Annotated in this window: 18 protein-coding genes, 1 tRNA gene and 1 pseudogene; 12 read left to right on the forward strand and 8 right to left on the reverse strand. The window is 42.5% G+C overall.

What is annotated here, in order from left to right:
* Window positions 1–86: 86 nt before the first annotated feature.
* Window positions 87–422, reverse strand: a complete 336-nt coding sequence (locus DP114_RS17005) for a XisI protein (RefSeq protein WP_169268535.1) — start codon at window positions 420–422, stop codon at window positions 87–89.
* Complete coding sequence (locus tag DP114_RS17010; RefSeq protein WP_169268536.1) at window positions 410–826, reverse strand: XisH family protein; 417 nt, start codon at window positions 824–826, stop codon at window positions 410–412. Before DP114_RS17010 ends, DP114_RS17005 begins: the two co-directional genes overlap by 13 nt.
* Before the next feature lie 19 nt (window positions 827–845).
* Here DP114_RS17010 and DP114_RS35050 point away from each other — a divergent pair, with 19 nt between their 5' ends.
* The 6 genes from DP114_RS35050 (at window position 846) to DP114_RS17035 (ending at window position 6,978) form a co-directional block, all read left to right on the forward strand.
* The gene (locus DP114_RS35050) at window positions 846–1,001 is read left to right on the forward strand and encodes a trypco2 family protein (protein WP_256379401.1); all 156 of its coding nucleotides are present in this window, start codon (window positions 846–848) and stop codon (window positions 999–1,001) included.
* A 364-nt stretch (window positions 1,002–1,365) separates the two neighbouring features.
* Complete coding sequence (locus DP114_RS17015; RefSeq protein WP_211178750.1) at window positions 1,366–2,040, forward strand: TIR domain-containing protein; 675 nt, start codon at window positions 1,366–1,368, stop codon at window positions 2,038–2,040.
* A gap of 48 nt (window positions 2,041–2,088) precedes the next feature.
* Window positions 2,089–3,075 (forward strand): hypothetical protein, encoded by a 987-nt coding sequence (locus DP114_RS17020; protein ID WP_169268537.1) that lies wholly within the window; start codon window positions 2,089–2,091, stop codon window positions 3,073–3,075.
* Entirely contained in the window at window positions 3,072–4,049 is a 978-nt protein-coding gene (locus DP114_RS17025) for an AAA family ATPase (protein ID WP_169268538.1), read from the forward strand. The genes DP114_RS17020 and DP114_RS17025 overlap by 4 nt, the downstream gene beginning before the upstream one ends.
* A complete protein-coding gene (locus DP114_RS17030; protein WP_169268539.1) occupies window positions 4,046–5,140 on the forward strand; it encodes a VWA domain-containing protein in 1,095 nt (364 codons plus the stop codon). The genes DP114_RS17025 and DP114_RS17030 overlap by 4 nt, the downstream gene beginning before the upstream one ends.
* Before the next feature lie 98 nt (window positions 5,141–5,238).
* Window positions 5,239–6,978: a formylglycine-generating enzyme family protein gene (locus DP114_RS17035; protein WP_169268540.1), complete on the forward strand. Its 1,740-nt coding sequence runs from the start codon at window positions 5,239–5,241 to the stop codon at window positions 6,976–6,978.
* Between the two features lie 71 nt (window positions 6,979–7,049).
* Here DP114_RS17035 and DP114_RS17040 read toward each other — a convergent pair whose 3' ends face one another.
* Window positions 7,050–7,754 carry a Uma2 family endonuclease gene (locus tag DP114_RS17040; protein WP_169268544.1) on the reverse strand — a complete coding sequence of 235 codons (705 nt, stop codon included), beginning with the start codon at window positions 7,752–7,754 and terminating at the stop codon, window positions 7,050–7,052.
* Between the two features lie 100 nt (window positions 7,755–7,854).
* Here DP114_RS17040 and DP114_RS17045 point away from each other — a divergent pair, with 100 nt between their 5' ends.
* The gene (locus tag DP114_RS17045; RefSeq protein WP_169268541.1) at window positions 7,855–8,718 is read left to right on the forward strand and encodes a formylglycine-generating enzyme family protein; all 864 of its coding nucleotides are present in this window, start codon (window positions 7,855–7,857) and stop codon (window positions 8,716–8,718) included.
* Window positions 8,719–8,949: 231 nt separating this feature from the next.
* On the opposite strand, the gene DP114_RS17050 is transcribed toward DP114_RS17045, so the two are convergent.
* The 3 genes from DP114_RS17050 to DP114_RS17060 form a co-directional block, all read right to left on the reverse strand.
* Window positions 8,950–9,023, reverse strand: a tRNA-Pro gene (locus DP114_RS17050).
* Between the two features lie 52 nt (window positions 9,024–9,075).
* On the reverse strand, window positions 9,076–9,441 hold the full coding sequence (locus tag DP114_RS17055; protein WP_171976664.1) for a DUF1818 family protein: 366 nt from the start codon (window positions 9,439–9,441) through the stop codon (window positions 9,076–9,078).
* A gap of 606 nt (window positions 9,442–10,047) precedes the next feature.
* Window positions 10,048–11,172: an A/G-specific adenine glycosylase gene (locus DP114_RS17060; RefSeq protein ID WP_171976665.1), complete on the reverse strand. Its 1,125-nt coding sequence runs from the start codon at window positions 11,170–11,172 to the stop codon at window positions 10,048–10,050.
* A gap of 651 nt (window positions 11,173–11,823) precedes the next feature.
* Here DP114_RS17060 and cysH point away from each other — a divergent pair.
* Complete coding sequence (cysH, locus tag DP114_RS17065; protein WP_169268318.1) at window positions 11,824–12,549, forward strand: phosphoadenosine phosphosulfate reductase; 726 nt, start codon at window positions 11,824–11,826, stop codon at window positions 12,547–12,549.
* Between the two features lie 352 nt (window positions 12,550–12,901).
* On the opposite strand, the gene DP114_RS17070 is transcribed toward cysH, so the two are convergent.
* Window positions 12,902–13,687 carry a hypothetical protein gene (locus tag DP114_RS17070; protein WP_246162563.1) on the reverse strand — a complete coding sequence of 262 codons (786 nt, stop codon included), beginning with the start codon at window positions 13,685–13,687 and terminating at the stop codon, window positions 12,902–12,904.
* A 245-nt stretch (window positions 13,688–13,932) separates the two neighbouring features.
* Here DP114_RS17070 and sbcD point away from each other — a divergent pair, with 245 nt between their 5' ends.
* Window positions 13,933–15,186 carry an exonuclease subunit SbcD gene (sbcD, locus tag DP114_RS17075; protein WP_169268317.1) on the forward strand — a complete coding sequence of 418 codons (1,254 nt, stop codon included), beginning with the start codon at window positions 13,933–13,935 and terminating at the stop codon, window positions 15,184–15,186.
* A 170-nt stretch (window positions 15,187–15,356) separates the two neighbouring features.
* A complete protein-coding gene (locus DP114_RS17080; protein WP_169268316.1) occupies window positions 15,357–17,192 on the forward strand; it encodes an APC family permease in 1,836 nt (611 codons plus the stop codon).
* Window positions 17,193–17,367: 175 nt separating this feature from the next.
* Here the strand turns inward: DP114_RS17080 and DP114_RS34420 are convergent, their stop codons facing one another.
* Complete coding sequence (locus tag DP114_RS34420) at window positions 17,368–17,568, reverse strand: hypothetical protein (RefSeq protein ID WP_216669915.1); 201 nt, start codon at window positions 17,566–17,568, stop codon at window positions 17,368–17,370.
* A 249-nt stretch (window positions 17,569–17,817) separates the two neighbouring features.
* Here DP114_RS34420 and DP114_RS17090 point away from each other — a divergent pair.
* Both DP114_RS17090 and DP114_RS17095 read left to right on the forward strand, forming a co-directional pair.
* Window positions 17,818–18,021, forward strand: a pseudogene (locus DP114_RS17090) (chlorophyll a/b binding light-harvesting protein); the annotation flags it as partial.
* Between the two features lie 95 nt (window positions 18,022–18,116).
* A complete protein-coding gene (locus tag DP114_RS17095; protein ID WP_171976666.1) occupies window positions 18,117–18,848 on the forward strand; it encodes an alpha/beta fold hydrolase in 732 nt (243 codons plus the stop codon).
* The last annotated feature ends 110 nt before the right edge of the window (window positions 18,849–18,958 follow it).

Here is an 18,958-nt window from a genome sequence, read left to right on the forward strand (position 1 = left end):
CAAATAGGAATTCTATATAATACTTTGAAAACATCCTTAAGCTGTGTTTGCTTTCTCCTTTTGGTGTTTTCTGTAAGCAAAAAGCCTTAACCCACAGCATAATCTGTAAATTGGCGCTTAAATGGCGAATGAAAGCCGATGACAATATCCTGCTTGGGGATACCTAAATTCGCTAAATCTTCTCCTACTTCATTTTCTGTCCCATTGTGTTGCAGCCAAACTTTACCATCTTTGATGTCTAGATGTAAAAAACAACCATAAACACGACGGTCATTTTTCCAGCCGACATTTACAAGTTGATAGTGGTGATGTTCTGTATCAAAAATTAATTGGGTTTCAATTTCTGAGTCTTGACTAGAAATTGCAGCATATTCTTGGATAAGCTGCTGAATTATTTGTTGGTATTTTGTTAGTTTATCCATTCGATTATCTCTTCCGTTACAGGTTTATAAGTAATCAATTTAAGGTGATATGTTTTAATAATGTTTTGTACAAGTCTGATAGTAAAAAAGGAAGTATATGTATCGATGGGAACTGCTAAATAGAGAGTACGGTCTGGTTCTTGTTCAGATAATGCTAGTCGGTAGTTAATAAACTGTCCTAAAGCTGTGTGAAATTCAGAAATCGCAGATGTTTTAAAAAAGCTTTTAATTTCAACAGCAATTTTTTCACCCTCTCTTTCTGCTGCTAGAATTCTTTCCGCGCCTAAGTCTATGTACATATCCCCTAACTCGAAACTGACGGGTAAGGGATCATGGGTAATTTTCCACCCTTCTTTTTCTAGCCCTTTTTTGACTGCGTTGTGAAAGATATCTCTGGCTGGCATAATATAAGCATTATAAAGGATTTTCTACAAGGATAAGGATGCGCCGTTCTTGTTTGTTGAGTCTGTGGAACTGGAACTACAAGTCACTGTGAAGCGAACGGGCAAAGCAGGTACAAAGCGAAGTGTTAAAATCAATGTGCTAGGCAGTGGAGGCGAGGTAAGTGGTCTGGTTTAAGTGATTCTGTTTTCAACGGGGTGGCTCAGAACTTGATTGGTAAAAGCATTCCGGCTGTAGTAGCAATGACGTATTCTATAAGTGTATCTACTGGCAGTGCTTTTGCAGAAGATTTTTACCGATGCTTGGGCAAAAAGAGTCATAGGCGATACGTGTAGCGTCAAGCCAGAGGCTTATCGCACTACGGCGGGGACAAAGTGCAATTGGAATTGAAGGGAATGTGTGGTATCGTCCTGTGCTGTATCTGCGTTGTGAGGATAATGAGGGGGGACGACTCTTTGATCAGGTTGTACGAGATATGAACGAGAAATTTGTAAATCCATTGGCACACAAGGAACAAAATCTGATTTCGAGAGATAGTAACATGACAGCGACAGATGAATATGATGTATTTATTAGTCATGCAAGTGAAGATAAGGAAGACTTTGTAAGACCTCTAGCTGAAGAGTTAAGAAAAAGAGGTTATCGTGTCTGGTATGATGAATTTTCTTTGAACTGGGGAGACAGCCTAAGTAGTTCAATTGATAAAGGTATTTCACAATCAAAGCTTGGAATTATTGTACTCAGTCGTAATTTCTTCCAAAAAAGATGGACTAAGCGTGAGTTAGAGGGATTTGTTTCCAAGGAAGGAACTAATGGAAAAGTCATACTTCCTATTTGGCATCAGGTATCAAAAAAGGAAGTTTCAGATTTTTCTCCAATTCTTGCTGATAAACTTGCAATCAATTCTTCTCAAGGAATTGATTATGTTATTAGTAAATTAGTTGATATTCTAACTCAGAACTCAGCAAATCTTCCGGTTACTTCTCCTGTTAAATTACCAACAAAGACTGCAGAAACACCACCACGAAAAGCGCCTTCAAATGCAAGAAGCGAGTTTTACAAAAAACGCATAGTGGCAAAGCAAGAGGAGTTAGTTGCCATTGAATCCCAATTGGAAGGAGTACTTAGTCATGTTGATGAATTGAAGCTGAATAAGCAGGCTGAGGGGATTATGAAAGAGATAGAAGAACTAGAAACTAAATTAAATCAGTTATAAATTTTATCTATTTTATTAATATATTAGTGAGAAATATAGAAAATAATTGTGACAGCAAAGACAGGTACCGCCCGGAGAAAATTTTATAGCAAGGATTTAGCTCGAAAACAAGAAGAGCTAGCTGCGATTGACTCTCAGTTAGCTGGAGAGCTTAGTAAAAGAAATGAACTGAAACTTAAGAGAGATGCAGAGAACCTTTTGGAAGAAATTGAAGACCTAGAAAACAAGCTTTCAGAACTAGATGCTGAAGATAAAAATTCAAATTTACGTCATTTAAAGTTAGAAAAAAGCTTTCAAAAAATTGATTTCTATGAAGCTAAGAAAATTGCTCAATCACTTAATACTAAATTTGGTGATGATAGTGGAGCTATTCTTTTATTTTTACAAAGGAGTACAAAACAGAAGGGAAGCTACTGTATTGATGAAGTTTTAGATTTGATTGTTAGCGATCGCAAAATAGGGGACGATATTATAGGAGATTTTAGACCTTACCCAGTAGACTTAGGTTCGCCAATTTCTGAGTTGAATGAAATTGAATTTTCTCAAAGATTAGCAAGCTACTTAAATATGAATTCAGAAGAACCATTACACAAGATTATCAAAAAACTTTGTTCATCTCTTTGTGGTGGTAGCACTGTATTTATCAAAATTGAAAATTGGGATAGTGTAATCGATAAGGAAAAGTTTTTAGATTGGTTTATTGAGAAATTCTGGAAAGTTTTAGTTAATGAGCTTGAGTCTATATTTCAAGAGTATAGCAGGATTAGGTTTATTGTTGCTTTAACAGCAAAAAGTAAAGTTTTTCCCTATTGTTTGTCAATACCACATTTTTGCACAGAGGATACATTTGATAGTTGCAAAATTCTTGAACTCCCGTTACCAGATTGGACTGTTGAAGATATTAGAAATTGGCTCATTAATTTTCGTGGTTTATCAAATTCAAAAAGTCAACAATTAGCATTGCAAATTCATCAAGAGAGTGAAGGAACACCAGACACAATCTGTTCAATTTTGGAAAGAGATTTTAAGATATGATATCAACTCAACGATTAGAATTTACGGGAAATCCCAATCGCCGTCCAGAAAATCCACATAAAGATTCACCAACGAACCCAGAACCATATGTAGTTTCTGCCGAATTAAAGAAAGCTGTGAATTTAGCAATCTATCTCAGGCGACCATTATTATTAGAAGGAGACGCCGGGTGTGGTAAGACTCGCCTTGCTTCGGCTGTTGCTTATGAGTTAGGACTTCCTCTTTATCGTTGGGATATCCGTTCCACTACTAAAGCGCAGGATGGACTCTATGAATATGATGCTATCCTCAGATTGCATGATGTGCATACGCAAAAACTAGAACAACAGCCGCCAGCAGCAGAAGCAGAAACTGAGGAGGAAGATGAGGAAAGAGTCAATCGCAATCCTGCTAACCCCAAACACTACCGTAAATTTGGAGCTTTGGGGAAAGCCTTTGAGCTAAAGAATCAGCCAGCAGTTGTGCTGATTGATGAAATTGACAAAGCAGATCTGGATTTCCCGAATGACTTGCTGACGGTTTTGGATGAACCTTGGGAATTTAAAATTAAGGAAACTGGGGAAACAATCACAGCTACTCATAAACCGATTGTAATCATCACCAGTAATAAGGAAAAAGGTAACTTACCTGCGCCATTTTTGCGTCGTTGCCTGTATCATTATCTAGACTTTCCTAATGATCCGAAACGATTGCAGGAAATTGTCGAGAAGCATTACCAGATTCGTGAGGAAGAATCACCGCCTCCTCCTGATTTGGTAAACACAGCAATAAAGCGCTTTCTAGCTGTGTGGAATGAAGGTGGACTTTTCAAGAAACCAGGAACGAGCGAATTTCTCGATTGGTTGAAAGCACTTCATACATTTGAGTCAGAACCTTACAAAGCGGCGCAACTGGCAAAAGATAAACTGCTTCCCTATCGAGAATTGTTATTTAAGTTACAGCAGGACTGGAAAAAATATGCCAAAGCCTCATGAGTTCCTTTAACCCACAAGATTTGATGACTCGTGCTTTCATTCGTTTGCGCCAAAGTGGCTTTCAGCTTGGTGTAGGGGAATTTTTGGCAGCACGGCAAGCAGTTGAAGGGGGATTCGGGGAAGATGAGGAAGCACTAGCAGAGACATTAAAGATTTTATGGTGTCACTCCCCATCTGAACAAAGCCAGTTTGACCCCATTTGGGAGTCTTTGCAGATGAGTTCAACTCCCAAAAATCCTGAAAAAAAGCCCCCTGTGAAAGAACCAAAGCTTGAGTCTGATCAAGAACGGGTGGAGGAACCGCAGAAACTATCATCACCGCCTCCCCAAGAGACTGTAACTGAGATCAAGTCTAAACCAGAACTGGCATCGTTACCGATTCGCGCACCTTTTACACCAGTGGAAAATCAGGATACTTCTGCATTACAAACGTATTATCCCATTTCCCGCCGTTCAATGGTTTATGGCTGGCGATATCTACGTCAACCTATTGCTGATGGTTCGTTGGATGTACTGGATGTGAATGCGACTATTGAACAAGCGACTCGCCAGGGATTTTATTTAGCTCCAGTTTATCGCAGACGAGAACGAAACAATGCTCATCTGTTGCTGCTGCTTGACCAAAATGGCTCTATGACTCCGTTTCATCGTTTCACTCGTGATTTAGTGGAAACGGCAATCTACGAAAGTTCTTTGCAACCTGACAAGGTAAGTGTATTCTATTTTCATAACGTGCCTGCAGCCAGTGTTTACAAAGACCTTTACTTGACAGAACCAATTAAGTTACAGACAGTGTTAGAAACCTGCGATAATCAAACTAGCATATTGATTGTCAGTGATGCTGGGGCAGCACGAGGATATCGGAAGTTAGAGCGAATTCGGGCGACTACCAGCTTTCTATTTCAACTCAAGCGACACAGTTCTTTGATTGCTTGGTTAAATCCTATGCCAGAAGAACGTTGGATTGGCAGTTCGGCAGAAATTATTGCCAATTTGGTGCCAATGTACCAGATGGATAATAATGGCTTAAGTAATGCTATTGATATTGTGCGTGGACAACCTCTACAACACTTAAATTCACCCTTCTCATGACAACCGTGCGTAGAAACCCGGTTTCTTGAAGCACCTGGCGTCCGTGGAGTCCTTAATTTTGAATTTTGAATTTTGAATTTTGAATTTGAGCGAAGCGAGTGACAACTGTGGCTGATGACAACAAGCAATGGCGAGAACAAGCAAAGCAAGCTGTAGAGCGGTTTGTTCGGCGTTTTGATGAGTCTTATCGGCTACTGGCGTATCATGCTGCATTACCTTTGGTACTCACTCCAGAATTGGTGAACTACTTACGCAATGAGTTTTTGCGAGGTGAGCAAGTTCTTTGGGTGGCGGAGGTTGACTTGTTGCTGTCTGATTTGTGCTCTCAGGTGGGGTACGAACTTTACGCAATGGATACCCATGTGCGAGCATATCTGCTGGAGGAAATGAAGCAAGAGTGTGGCGAACAGCGAATGCAGGAAGTCGCGCAAGTTTTAATCAGCTATGTCAGCTATCTGAGTCGGCTCAATCCGGGAAGACGGCAACAAGAATTAGAAGCGCAACGATGGGCAGCAATGGTATATTTAGGAGATGAGAAATGTCAAGAAGCAGCACAAGAGATTGCCAAACGGCTCCTAGAGACTAGTAGTGGAACGGGTTCCGAAAACCGTAGCGAGTCAGGAATTCGGGCAGAGTTAGCGCGATTGACACGAATTACTCAAGAGTTATCACCTCAGTTACAGAAGGAGCCAGCTTTACTGGAGTACGCAAAGTTGACGCAGCAAATGTTAAGAACGCCAGAGACACTCACTCAAGAAGAACTGAGTCGTTCTTTTCGAGTAGGCGGTATGGAACTCAAACCAGCGCATAGGTTGTTAGGATCTGTGCAAGCAGTGGCTGAGTCATCTGCCACGCTGAGAGTTGCTAGGCTTGAAGGCTTCCCACTAATACAGACTTTTGAATTTGAAGTAGCAACCGTCGCGATCGAGGATGAGACAAAAACATCTCCAAATATCAACCTGCAACCTTTTGAATTTGAAGTTGCAACAATCGAACTGAAACAATCAGATTGGTTGAGACGAAAAACAGAATTAATAGTCAAGCGGCGTCGTCAACAAGCTCAGTGCTTTATCGAAAAGTTAGGGAATAGAGTCCAGCTAGAAATGGTACAGATTCCTGGTGGCAATTTTAAGATGGGCGCTCCCAGAAATGAGAAAGATAGCCGTGATAATGAACGCCCTCAACACCAAGTAACTGTTCCAACGTTCTTCATGGGCAAATATCCTGTAACTCAAGCACAATGGCAAGCTGTAGCTTATCTCCCACAAGTTAACCGCGAACTCAAAGCTGATCCATCTGAATTTAAAGGAGAAAATCGTCCCGTTGAACAAGTTTCCTGGTATGATGCTGTGGAGTTTTGCGATCGCCTGTCTCAATACACTGGTAAACCCTACCGTCTACCCAGTGAAGCCGAATGGGAATATAGTTGTCGTGCAGGAACTACGACTCCATTTCACTTTGGCGAGACGATAACCTCAGATCTGGCAAACTATAACGCTGACTACACCTACGGTGCTGGTCCCAAAGGAATCCATCGAGAAGAAACAACGACTGTGGACAGCTTTGGCGTAGCCAATCCCTTTGGGCTATACAATATGCACGGAAATGTTTGGGAATTGTGTGCTGATCATTGGCATGGTAACTATGAAGGAGCACCGACAAACGGAAGTGCGTGGCTGGACAATAATGATAATGATAATCGTATACGGCGCGGTGGTTCGTGGCGCAACTCTCCCGAGGTCTGCCGTTCGGCGTTTCGCTTCGGCAGCGATGCGGGCGTCAGGAACCTCAACAGCTTCGGTTTCCGTGTTGCGTGTTCTCCTGCGTATACTCAGTAGCCCTTTATACTTTTTATCTTTTGTCCTTTACCCTTGTTTTCTTTTTCCTTGCAAGCAGAGCGAACTGAATTTTATTTGCCAGGTAAATTATCTGGATCTACACCAAGAGAACGTAAATATTGCGCTAATTGTTCAACTCGCTCACGCTCCTGCTGTACCTGTTCTGCATCTGTCAAATAGCGGTTTCCTTGCTGATCGTACCAAGATAAGAACTCCTGTTGAATACCAGCAATCACTGTTTGATGCCGGCCAATGCCTAATCCTATCTCTGGCATCCATAATGGTTCACTTATCTGCAACTGATAGTTCCCATTTACTAACTTATACACTTCAAACGGTTGATGTTGGTCGCGCCGCCAAAATTCCGGATTGTAAATCACGTAGTATAAAACACCAAGTTTTGTATAAATAGCCAGCTTCTCCTCGTATTCACCCCCTGGTGTATGAGATACCATTTCTAATGTGAGTATTGGGACGACATCATTTTCTTCCCAGACTGCGTAACTTTTGCGAGACTTACCACCTTTTTTCCGTTCTACTCCCAAACTCAAAAAAGCATCTGGCACGACAGGTACTCTCGGATTGACCCCGGTAGTGTGATACACTGCCATATCTACACCGAAGAACCAATCCATGCGATTTGCCCAAATTGAGTTCAATAAAAATAGTAAAACATTCGGCAAAAAATTCTGATCCTCATTATCCACAGGAATATCGTCACAGCAGGGAAGTTCGTCAGTGCTTGGTAACGCAATTTTGAGATCGGATGGAAGCATAACCGTTGTCTCGCTGGCGTTGAGTTCTTTTATTATAGAATTCAAATCAAACTTAAATATGCACAGCGTCGCCTCCAGAAAATCAAGCAGATAGAAATAAATGCCAAAAATAGTTATTAACCGTTCAAAGCAGACAGCACAATATTTTATAGAAGACTTGGGCAATGAAGTACAGCTAGAAATGGTGCTGATTCCAGGCGGCAGTTTTCTTATGGGTTCAAAAGAAGATGAACTGGGACACCGTGAATCGGAAAGCCCTCAACATACAGTAACCATTAAACCCTTTTGTATGGGTAAGTATCCTGTCACTCAAGCACAGTGGAAGGCAGTCGCCTCTTTTCCACAGGTTAACCGCGAACTAAAACCTAACCCTTCACATTTTCAAGGAGAAAATCGCCCCGTTGAACAAGTTTCTTGGTATGATGCTGTCGAGTTTTGCGATCGGCTTAGCCGCTTCGTAGAAGATCGCCTAAAGGAGCACACCAAAAGACCTTACCGACTTCCTAGTGAAGCTGAATGGGAATACGCAGCTCGTGCCGGAACTACAACTCCATTTCACTTTGGCGAGACAATTTCGACTGATTTAGCAAATTATGATGGTACAGATAGTGAAGATCGTAAATGGTCGGGTTCATCATATGGTCAAGGTTCCAAAGGAATCTATCGAGAAGAAACAACACCTGTAGGTAACTTCGGCGTAGCGAATGCCTTTGGATTATACGATATTCATGGGAATGTGTGGGAGTGGTGTGCTGACCATTGGCATGAGAATTATGAAGGAGCACCCACAGACGGAAGTGCGTGGTTCGATGAAAGTGATAATGATAATCGCCATTACCTGCTGCGCGGTGGTTCTTGGTTCAGCAATCCCGGTTACTGCCGTTCGGCGTATCGCTTCATCTTCAGTGCGGGCGTCAGAGTCTACAACTACAACGGTTTTCGCGTTGCGTGTTCTACACTCTAGACTCAGTAGCCCTTTATACTTTTACTCTTTTGCCCTTTACCCTTTTTTCTTTTTCCTTTATTCTTGCTTGCGGAGCAAGCTGAATTTTTTGGAACATTTTTTGAACAAATGGACGAATTACCGATTATTCTTGTTGTCTCAACAGCAAACAAATCATCTGTTGACCAACATTACAGCAATCTTCAGATAAATAAACCTCAGATAAATAGACCACAGTGATTGAACCTTCAATCGGAGCGGCGGGATTCGAACCCACGACCTCCACTACCCCAAAGTGGCGCGCTACCAAGCTGCGCTACGCCCCGTAGTCAACTTTACAAGCATAACATCAAAAACCACAATTATCAAGACCTCAATTTAAAAAACTTTGAGCATCTGGGAGGCTTTCAACAAACCAGCAACAGCGGAATCATCCCATTTACCTTCTGCACAACGCCCTGTTTTCAGGATAAAACGCAGACTATAGGCATGAGGATAACCTTCGACTTCCATCCATAATAAATCGCTTTCAGCTTCACAGGTAATCTTTTCCTCATCCATTAATTCAGTTGCAATTTGCCGAATGGTGTCTGCTAGTTGCGTTAGTAGCCGACAAAAATCATTCAATTCAGCTTCAGTTAACTCGATCGCCCAATCATCTGTACCCACTAAACCTTTGAACTCTGGCGCTGCTGGGTTCCAGCCGATACGCCAACCAAGTCCACTTTTGAGAACACGTTCCATAAAAAAGTTTTGAGTTGAACTGTTCGTTCTAAGAAATTTTTCTTAAAACATAGCAGAACTGTTACCCACTGGTGCGGAAATTGCACAACAAGAACATCAACGCGCTGAACTTTCAAGAAACACAGGGGTGTAGGGGAGCCACTGCCGTGCGCGGGTTAAGCGCGTTGAGGAGCCACTGCGTTGCGGGGGTTCCCCCCGTTGTAGCAAGTGGCGTGCATGTGGCGTGAGCCAGTACTTGATGAGGGTCTCCCGACCTAGGTATCTGGCGTGTGTAAGGGTGTAAGGGTGTAAGGGAAAAAGGTGTTTCTTTCATATTTTGCTGGCTGCGAAGCCGCACGAGTTTAAGGCTCAGATCTTGCATGTGCTTTTTCGTCCCCCAATAAATAAATTTCTTGGCTCAAAACCAAAGTCCGTTAAAACGGACTCTTGTTAGTCTTTGAGTCCGTTTTAACGGACTTGATCTATTAGCCTTGAACTTTAGTTCAAGGCGTACTCACCGGTAAAGTACAAGATTTGAGTGAACAAGTACTATCACAGTTGCAGCAAACAGTACGGAATTTACTTCAGGCGGATATAACGCACATAGTTATTAATTTTCGCGCCCACCTACTTATAGTTCGCAAAAAGCTTAAAAACTTTGTTGTCGAATGAAGTAGAAAGTTTTGAAGCAACAACACTTCTTGGAACCCAGTCAAAAGATTGTGACAAACCAAGTTCCCTCCAAAGAACACTCTCTGTAGTGATGCTTGGGTTTTCCAACTCTTGCACGACGAGAACTTTTCCTGAAATCCGATGATGGGTGATATTGTGTGAAAATTTGCTAGACAGTTCCAAAAATTGAAGATGTAGCAGAGATTGAAGAACCTGCTTGACTTCTGAAGCTTCAGTTGCAGGGATTAATGGAAACCCAACGGTATTGGAGAGAAATCCTTTTGTTCTGTGGGCGATCGCCACCGTATCTGTCGCCTTCCTCCAAAAGACCAAAGCAAACAACTCCACATCCACCGTATCACGTCGTGGTTTTTTGGGAGGACAAATTTCAACACAATTGTGTGCAAAAGCCAAACACTCTTTCTGTATTGGACACAAAAGACACAGAGGTTTCGATTTACGACAGACAGTAGCTCCTAACTCCATTATTGCTTGGTTAAAGTCACCAGGACGTTCCTCAGGAATCATCTGATCTACATAAGTTTGAATTGCTGATTTTCCAGAAGAACTCCACACATCCTCAGATAAACCAAGCAAACGACTCACAACTCGCACAACATTACCATCAACACAGGCAACTTTTTCATTGAAGCAAATACTTGCAATCACAGACGCCGTGTAAGATCCACAGCCAGGAATTTTCAACCACTCATAGTATGATTGTGGAAAATGACCTTCCAACTTCTCAACAATAAACTTTGCACCTTTGTTTAAGTTACGGGCACGAGCATAATAGCCTAATCCTGACCAAAGTTGACGCAATATCTCTTGATCACAAGCAGCAAGATCATAAACAGTAGGAAGGTGCTTAACAAATTCTGAGAACTTTGGCACAACCACAGCCAGAGTAGTTTGTTGACTCATCACCTCACACACCCAGGTGTGATAGATGTTGATTTTCTGACGCCAAGGCAATGGTCTGCAATGGCGATCGTACCACGCCAGGAGTTTCTGGGCACATTGATTCACTGTCCAACCTTTGTTCAGTCCAAGATAAATCCTAGCAATGTCAAAACCCATCTCATAATTGAAATGGGTTTTGTAAAGTTATTTGCTAAAAATGAGAATTGTTGCTTTAGAAAAGATTCATGATAGTGATGACACCAGCGCTGGTGAGCATGACCAAAGCTCCCATAACTAAAGACTGGCTCAGTTGGTTTGGAGTTTTGGAACCGTTCATGTGTATAATCCCTTATTTTTAAAGATTTCATTAAGAGTAACAGTTTTACTCTCATATATGAAGAAAAACATAGTAAAACTTAAAAAACCTTAACCTAGGTTAACAAATGCAGTAGTTCTTACTTAACTCAAGATAAAGACTTCTGCAAAACTGTCTCACATGTAAAGTTTTGTGTATATTCTTGTAAATAACCTGTTACACATATCACCTCCCCAGTTTTCCTGTATTCTCGTTCCCAGGCTGCAGCCTGGGAATGCAATGCGCTTAGGCTCTGCCTGCAGTGACTCAAGAGGCAGAGCCTCCGTTGCTGCATTCCTTGCCAGAGACAAGGAACGAGACATACGAGACATATTTTGAGTTACTTAGACCCGTCGCCTCTTGGCAAAGGTTACCGAATATGGTACTTACTTAATTCCGACCGATATATGTGCCTTTGTGGTGTAAAATTGATATAACTAAGCAAAAAAACTCATTGGACTAAAGAAGAATTTATGACTGTTTCACCAGCGACTACATCCCAAACCGCCGCTTTTGACCTAGACCAACTCAATCAAAAATTTGAAACCGCTCATCCGAGAGATATACTGGCGTGGTCTGCGGAAAATATTTCAACTGGACTCGTGCAAACCAGCGCCTTTAACGTAGATGACATTATCATTACGCATATCCTCTACGTTGCTCTCAAACACCCAGTCCCAGTTATATTCCTCGACACGCTGTACCACTTCCCCCAAACTCTAGAACTGGTTGCTAAACTCAAAGACACTTACAATTTGGATCTCAAAGTTTACAAAACCCCAGATGTAGACACTCGCGAAGCCTTTGCTGCAAAATATGGCGAAGCACTTTGGGATACAGATATTGCTAAATTCCACGAAGTCACCAAAATCGAACCATTGCAACGAGGTATAGCGGAACTCAATACCGTCGCTTGGATTACCGGACGTCGTCGCGACCAAGCTGTCACCCGTGCTAATATGCCCGTATTTGAACTTGACAGCAACAACCGTATCAAAATCAATCCTTTAGCGAACTGGACACGCAAACAAAGCTGGGAATATGTCGCTGAACACGGCGTCATCTATAACCCCCTACATGACCAAGGTTATCCCAGTATTGGCGATGAACCTATCACAACCAAAGTAGGTGAAGGCGAAGATGAACGCGCTGGACGTTGGCGGGGTACTGGTAAGACTGAGTGTGGTATTCATATTTAACAAGATCGGAAGATGAGGTGATGGGGAAAAGAAGAATTTCCCCTAACTCTCTCTTTCTCTTCCTCTGCTTACTCTGTCTTGAAAAGTTTGCTACGGAGGGAAACCAACGCCAGATACCTAGGTCGGGAGACCCTCATCAAGTACTGGCTCCTGCTTACAACTTTTCGCTGCGCCTCTGCGGTTCGATAAAAGAATTTCTCAGGAAGTTTAACGAGTATTTTGGTTAAAAAGCTGTTCCAAAGCTGCTAATTCAGCTTTTGTTGCTGCATCGATTGGTGGTAAGGGTCGTTGCATGATTGAATAGAGGCATTGAACGTCTGTTTGACTTTTATCTGTCCACGATTCAATAAGATTAATGTTTGGGTTGACAGCTAGTTATCGCCTCTTCCAATAACTCACTATCCACATCCCACCATTTTTGTAACTCAATCAAAACTGGATAAAGTCTTGCATCTTCTATTTCTTTTGCTGCTTCAACAGGTAATGTACCCACGCAGCCACAGGAGAGTTCTGCTATTAATGGATTAATGACTCTCTCATCTTTTCTAATCGCTAAACCCAACAATGCTTCTCCACGGATTTCAGATGTGGTGTCTTCTTCTCCTATCTCCAGAATCATACGTTGAAATAAAGTATCTCGAATGGCTTGCGTATCAGTTTCTATTAGAGAACCCAAACCAAAAGTTGCCCAGTTCCTGATACCTTCATCCTCGTCACAAGATAAATCAATCACTGCCTGAATTGCCAATTCATCTTCTTGACACAGCAAGCCAAAAACAACGCCCATACGGACATTTACATCTCTGTGGCTTTTTAACTTGACCAATGGTACAACGCCTCTCGAATCCCCTAAATGTCCGAAAGCATATCCAATAGAAGAAAGAACATTAGGGTTTTCTTCACTCTGACATAAATTTAAAAGAATTTCCCCACATTCTTTTGGATAACTTCTTTCTGGTATTCCTAAATATCCTAATATATCAACTCCTAAACTTCTTTCTTCTGGATTTTGACTTTCACACAATCGTGATGCCGCTTCAAATTCTTCATAGCTACCACGCGATGGCACAGAGTGCCCGCCTGAGCGCAAAGCGCACGCTCCGCGAACGGCGATCGCAAAATCCACACTAAATCCCAATAAGTCTCATCATCTTCTTCAGTTAGTGCTAATTTGACTAACTCTTTTGTACTTCTTGGGTCATTTTTTAAGTTTTCAAAATAATTATTATTTGCGTTCATATCAGATTTTCTTCCCCTAGATATCACCAGTACTTATCGGCTTAAAGGTAAACTGTTCGGTAAGCGTTCTAATTTAATAGACAGACTAATCGTCATTTTTCAATAATAAAGCATTAGACAAATCACCAATCACGAAGGACAACTATGATTAAAATCCTCCACCTCTCCGACATCCACATGGGAAGCGGATTCTCCCACGGACGAATTCATCCTGAAACAGGATTGAATACACGCTTGGAAGATTTTGTCAATACTTTGTCTCGATGTATTGACCGAGCGTTAGCAGAACCAGTGGATTTGGTTGTATTTGGTGGTGATGCTTTCCCCGATGCGACACCAGCACCCTATGTACAAGAAGCCTTTGCTGGTCAGTTTCGACGCCTAGTCGATGCAAACATCCCCACAGTCCTGTTGGTGGGAAACCACGACCAACACACCCAAGGACAGGGTGGAGCCAGTCTATGTATTTACCGTGCTTTAGGAGTCCCAGGAGTTGTCGTAGGTGATACCTTAAAAACTCATCGCATTCAAACCCTTAATGGAAGCGTGCAGGTTATCACTCTGCCTTGGCTAACCCGTTCTACACTCATGACTCGCCAGGAAACAGAAGGTGCATCTCTGGCCCAAGTCAACCAACTGCTGACTGAACGTCTGCGGGTTGTTCTAGAAGGAGAAATTCGCCGACTTGACCCCAATGTGCCAACTGTTCTTTTGGGTCACTTGATGATGGATAATGCAAATTTGGGAGCTGAGCGTTTTTTAGCAGTTGGTAAAGGCTTTACACTTCCCCTATCTTTGCTGACGCGACCTTGTTTTGACTATGTAGCCCTAGGACACGTCCATCGCCATCAAAACCTGAATAAATCTAATAACCCTCCCGTGATTTATCCAGGGAGTATTGAGCGTGTGGATTTTAGCGAAGAAAAGGAGGACAAGGGCTACGTTATGGTAGAATTGGAGAAAGGTCACGTTGAATGGGAATTTTGTCCTTTACCAGTTCGGGCTTTCCACACAATTGAGGTAGATCTTTCCAAAGCTGAAGATCCACAGGTGGTGATCATGAAAGCTTTAGCCAAGCGTGATATCCAAGATGCTGTTGTGCGGCTTATTTACAAACTTCGCTCTGAGCAATTAGATTTGATAGATAGCGCCTCGCTGCATACTGCTTTAACTCCTGCGCATACCTACACCATTCAACCAGAATTGGTTAGTCAGTTAGCTCGACCCCGTGTTCCGGAATTAAGCGCGAGTAATAGCATCGACCCGATAGAAGCCCTAAGAACTTACTTGAATAACCGCGAAGACCTCAAGGATATAGCCGCATCAATGCTGGAAGCTGCACACAATTTGCTAGCAGATGATGTGGAAGTCTGGCTAGAATCAGCTACCCAGGAATAAGGTATGAAAAATTACTTACGTATCGAACTAGAGAAGCTCTGCTACATCTCCTGTAAAATTTAAGTTCAATTGGTGATTAATCTGGCAAAATTGCAATATTCTAAACTTTGTGGTTAATTTTTCTTTCCACAGAGTGAGGATAAAAAATATAGTTGTCAGGTGGACTTTCTATGTCCCTCTACCCACAGATTAAACAATTTTTACTCGGTAAAACGTTACCGACAAGTGCTCATGCTGAAGAGCGATTGAGTAACGCTGCTGCTCTTGCAGTGCTTTCATCGGATGCTCTGTCTTCGGTTGCTTACGCTACAGAGGAGATTCTGCTGGTTTTAGTAGCAGCGGGGAGTAGCGCTCTTGGTTTGTCTCTGCCTATTGCTATAGCAATTATCATCCTACTAGCAATAGTTGTGCTTTCTTATCGACAAACCATTCGAGCTTATCCCAAAGGCGGTGGCTCCTACATTGTTGCCAGAGAAAACCTTGGTATATACCCAGGACTGGTGGCAGGGGGTTCTCTGATGATTGACTATATTTTGACAGTCACCGTCAGTATATCTGCGGGTACTGCAGCCCTCACCTCAGCATTTCCAGTCCTGGAACCCTTTACAGTCAGCCTTTGCTTGATTTTTATTTTCCTATTGACGCTGGCAAATCTTCGAGGTGTAAAGGAATCAGGTAGGATATTTATGATTCCTACTTATGCCTTTATTGTCAGCATTTTTGTGTTGATTGCCCTTGGGTTATTTCAACAAGCGACTGGGCTAGTACCGACACAATATCCCGATATACCTGTCAAAGAAGGACTCAGTTTGTTTTTCATTTTGAGGGCTTTTTCTGCTGGATGTACGGCGCTGACGGGAGTTGAAGCAATATCCGATGGTGTCTTAGCTTTTAAGGAACCAGAGTGGAAAAATGCTTGCCTCACATTGCTTTACTTGGGCGTTATTCTGGGTTTTATGTTTGTAGGAATTACCTATGTAGCCAACGCATACCATGTTGTTCCGGAAGAGGGACAAACTGTGGTTTCTCAGTTGGGTAGGGTTATTCTCGGAACAGGACCACTTTATATCTTTGTCCAAGTTGTTACACTGCTAGTCCTGCTTTTAGCTGCAAATACCAGCTATGCAGATTTTCCCAGACTTTGTTACTTTTTGGCACGAGATGGATTTTTACCGCGACAATTGTCACTGTTGGGCGATCGCCTAGTCTACTCTAACGGCATCATCCTTCTCAGTGTCTGTGCAGCCATCTTGGTCATCATCTTCAAAGGAAACGTCAATGCTGTTATTCCCTTGTATGCAGTAGGCGTATTTACTTCCTTTACTTTATCTCAAGCTGGGATGGTACGCCGCTGGTTCCATGAACGCACACCAGGTTGGCTTCCAAGCGCTTTGATGAATGGTTTGGGAGCTATTGCGACAGCTGTGGTTCTAGGAGTCATTATATCAACTAAGTTCATGGGCGGGGCTTGGTTAGTCGTCGTAGCAATTCCTGTGCTTGTCAGCATCTTTTTAGCCATTCACCGTCACTATCAATACGTAACAGAACGTCTTAGTATTCAGGGATTACCCCCGAGAGGTTATATCCCCAGACCAAAACCAGAAGTTGTCACCCACCCTGCTGTGGTTGTGGTAGGACAACTGAATCGAGGAACAGTAGAGGCTTTGGACTACGCACGCACGATTGCTGATGAAATTGTTGCAATTCACGTAGATCTTGGTTCTACAGAAGGAGATAAACTGCAAGAAGAATGGCGACAATTGGAGGCAGACATTCCTTTGGTCATTATCGAATCACCCTACCGTTCTGTGATATCTCCTATTGTCGAATTTGTTGGTGAGTTTGAAGACCGTTATCAGGACACTTACACAACTGTAATTATTCCTGCGTTTGTAACTCGTAATTGGTGGGAAGGTCTTTTGCATAATCAAACAACTTTGTTTTTGAAAAATGCTTTACGTGCTCAAAAGAGTCGAGTTGTCACAACTGTCAGGTATTACTTGTAATACTTGTTGACATCCTCCCACGGCTGCCCAAATATCGCACTGCGTGCTCATTTGGACAAAAAGCCGTGGGATTCCAAGACTTGCGCCTTAGATTTTCTGGTTCCACGAGTCGGCTTACCTGAAGGAGTTCCCTCACTCAGACATACGAGTCATTTTGTCAATGATTTTAATCGCATCATTCGTCTGGCGCATCCTCTTCCTCCTCTACATAGGTCTGAACTTCTGGGTTTTCTTCAAATAAACGCTTTCGTCTTCTCGCCCGTTCAATAGAAGTAAACAAAGGGCGCTTAGGAGACATATCGCCGCCACGGGCAATCAGCGAGTGTGCGATACCACATGCGATCAGCTTCCGGCTTATCGCCTTAACCGAGTTCACCCTAACTCGGTCGATCTTGCCGTTGAAATCCACAACACGCCAGCAGATCCATCAAAATGCCCCACATTAAGGGTGCTAATCTCGTGCGCCGATCCTTTCTTTGCTGCACGCTGCATCGGCGCAAAGAAAGCCCATCTTCCTTAAACTTAAAGAATTAATGAGAGATTCTTTCATTAATTTTGATTTTAGTGTAAGCTTTTTTCTACAGTTGTTAAAGAAAATTCTCAACAAACTTCAGACAGGCGTAAAATGACAACTTCTACACATCCGTTGTCGGTGCAGCAAGACTTGACCAACTCACCTTGGTGGGCTGGTAACTTTCGTCTCACCAATCTATTAGGTAAATTACTGGGCGCTCATGTTGTCCATGCTGGATTGATTTTGTTATGGGCTGGGGAAATAACGCTGTTTGAGGTGTCCCGCTTCAATCCTCATCAGCCAATGTATGAGCAATAGCTCACAGTTAACTGCTAACTTCTTTTATTACTGTTAGCGATTCATAAGCTTGACGAGAAATTGACAACTCTAATTACTTACAGGATAAATAAATGTCTAAACAACCAGAAGCCATTTGGTTGAACACAAGCCCTAGTTTGTTATGCTTTGCTCAACCATTGTTGCGTGAACTGTCACGTTCTGTAACTATTGCCCAGTGGGAATATACACAAACTAAGGATGAACCTAGTTCCTTAGATGTTGCAATACTCCTGCTGGATGAATATCTTCAATCAATCAAGCAACCTGTGCATCTGATTGGTCACAGCACCGGAGGATTACTCGGGCTACTATATACACGTCGGTATCCAGAAAAAGTTAAATCTTTAACCCTATTAGCTGTGGGTGCTGATGCAGCAGTTGACTGGCAAGCTCATTACTATAGCCATCGCCCATCCTTGACTCGGGAAAAAATTCTCAATGCAATGGTGTATAACTTATTTGGCTATCAGACTGAACCCGCACTCAAGCGTCTAGAGAAGATTTTGGAACAAGACTTAGATTGCTCGCTCTCACCTCACTCCCTGTTTAAACGACAAAGCGTGCTTCCCTGTCCAGTCCCTGCGCCTTTAATGGTTTGTGGTAGCACTAACGATATCATTGTAGAACCCGACGCCCTGGAAGGATGGCGACCGTTTTTGATGGAGGGCGATCGCTATTGGGAATGTCAAAAAGGACGGCATTTCTTTCACTTCTTCCAGCCGACTCTTGTAGCAGAACAGATTCTCGACTTCTGGCAATCTCTATACCAAATCTCTAAAAAACCACTACAGATCAGAAAATAACTCTAGGGGTGTCCATAAAGACGCTCACATTGCACCAAAGTTATCCCGTAGCCAAGCGATCCGCAGTTTGCGCGATTGGGCAAAACCCTAAGTTCAGCCACAAGGGAACT

The sequence above is a fragment of the Brasilonema sennae CENA114 genome, assembly GCF_006968745.1.
Lineage (GTDB): Bacteria > Cyanobacteriota > Cyanobacteriia > Cyanobacteriales > Nostocaceae > Brasilonema > Brasilonema sennae.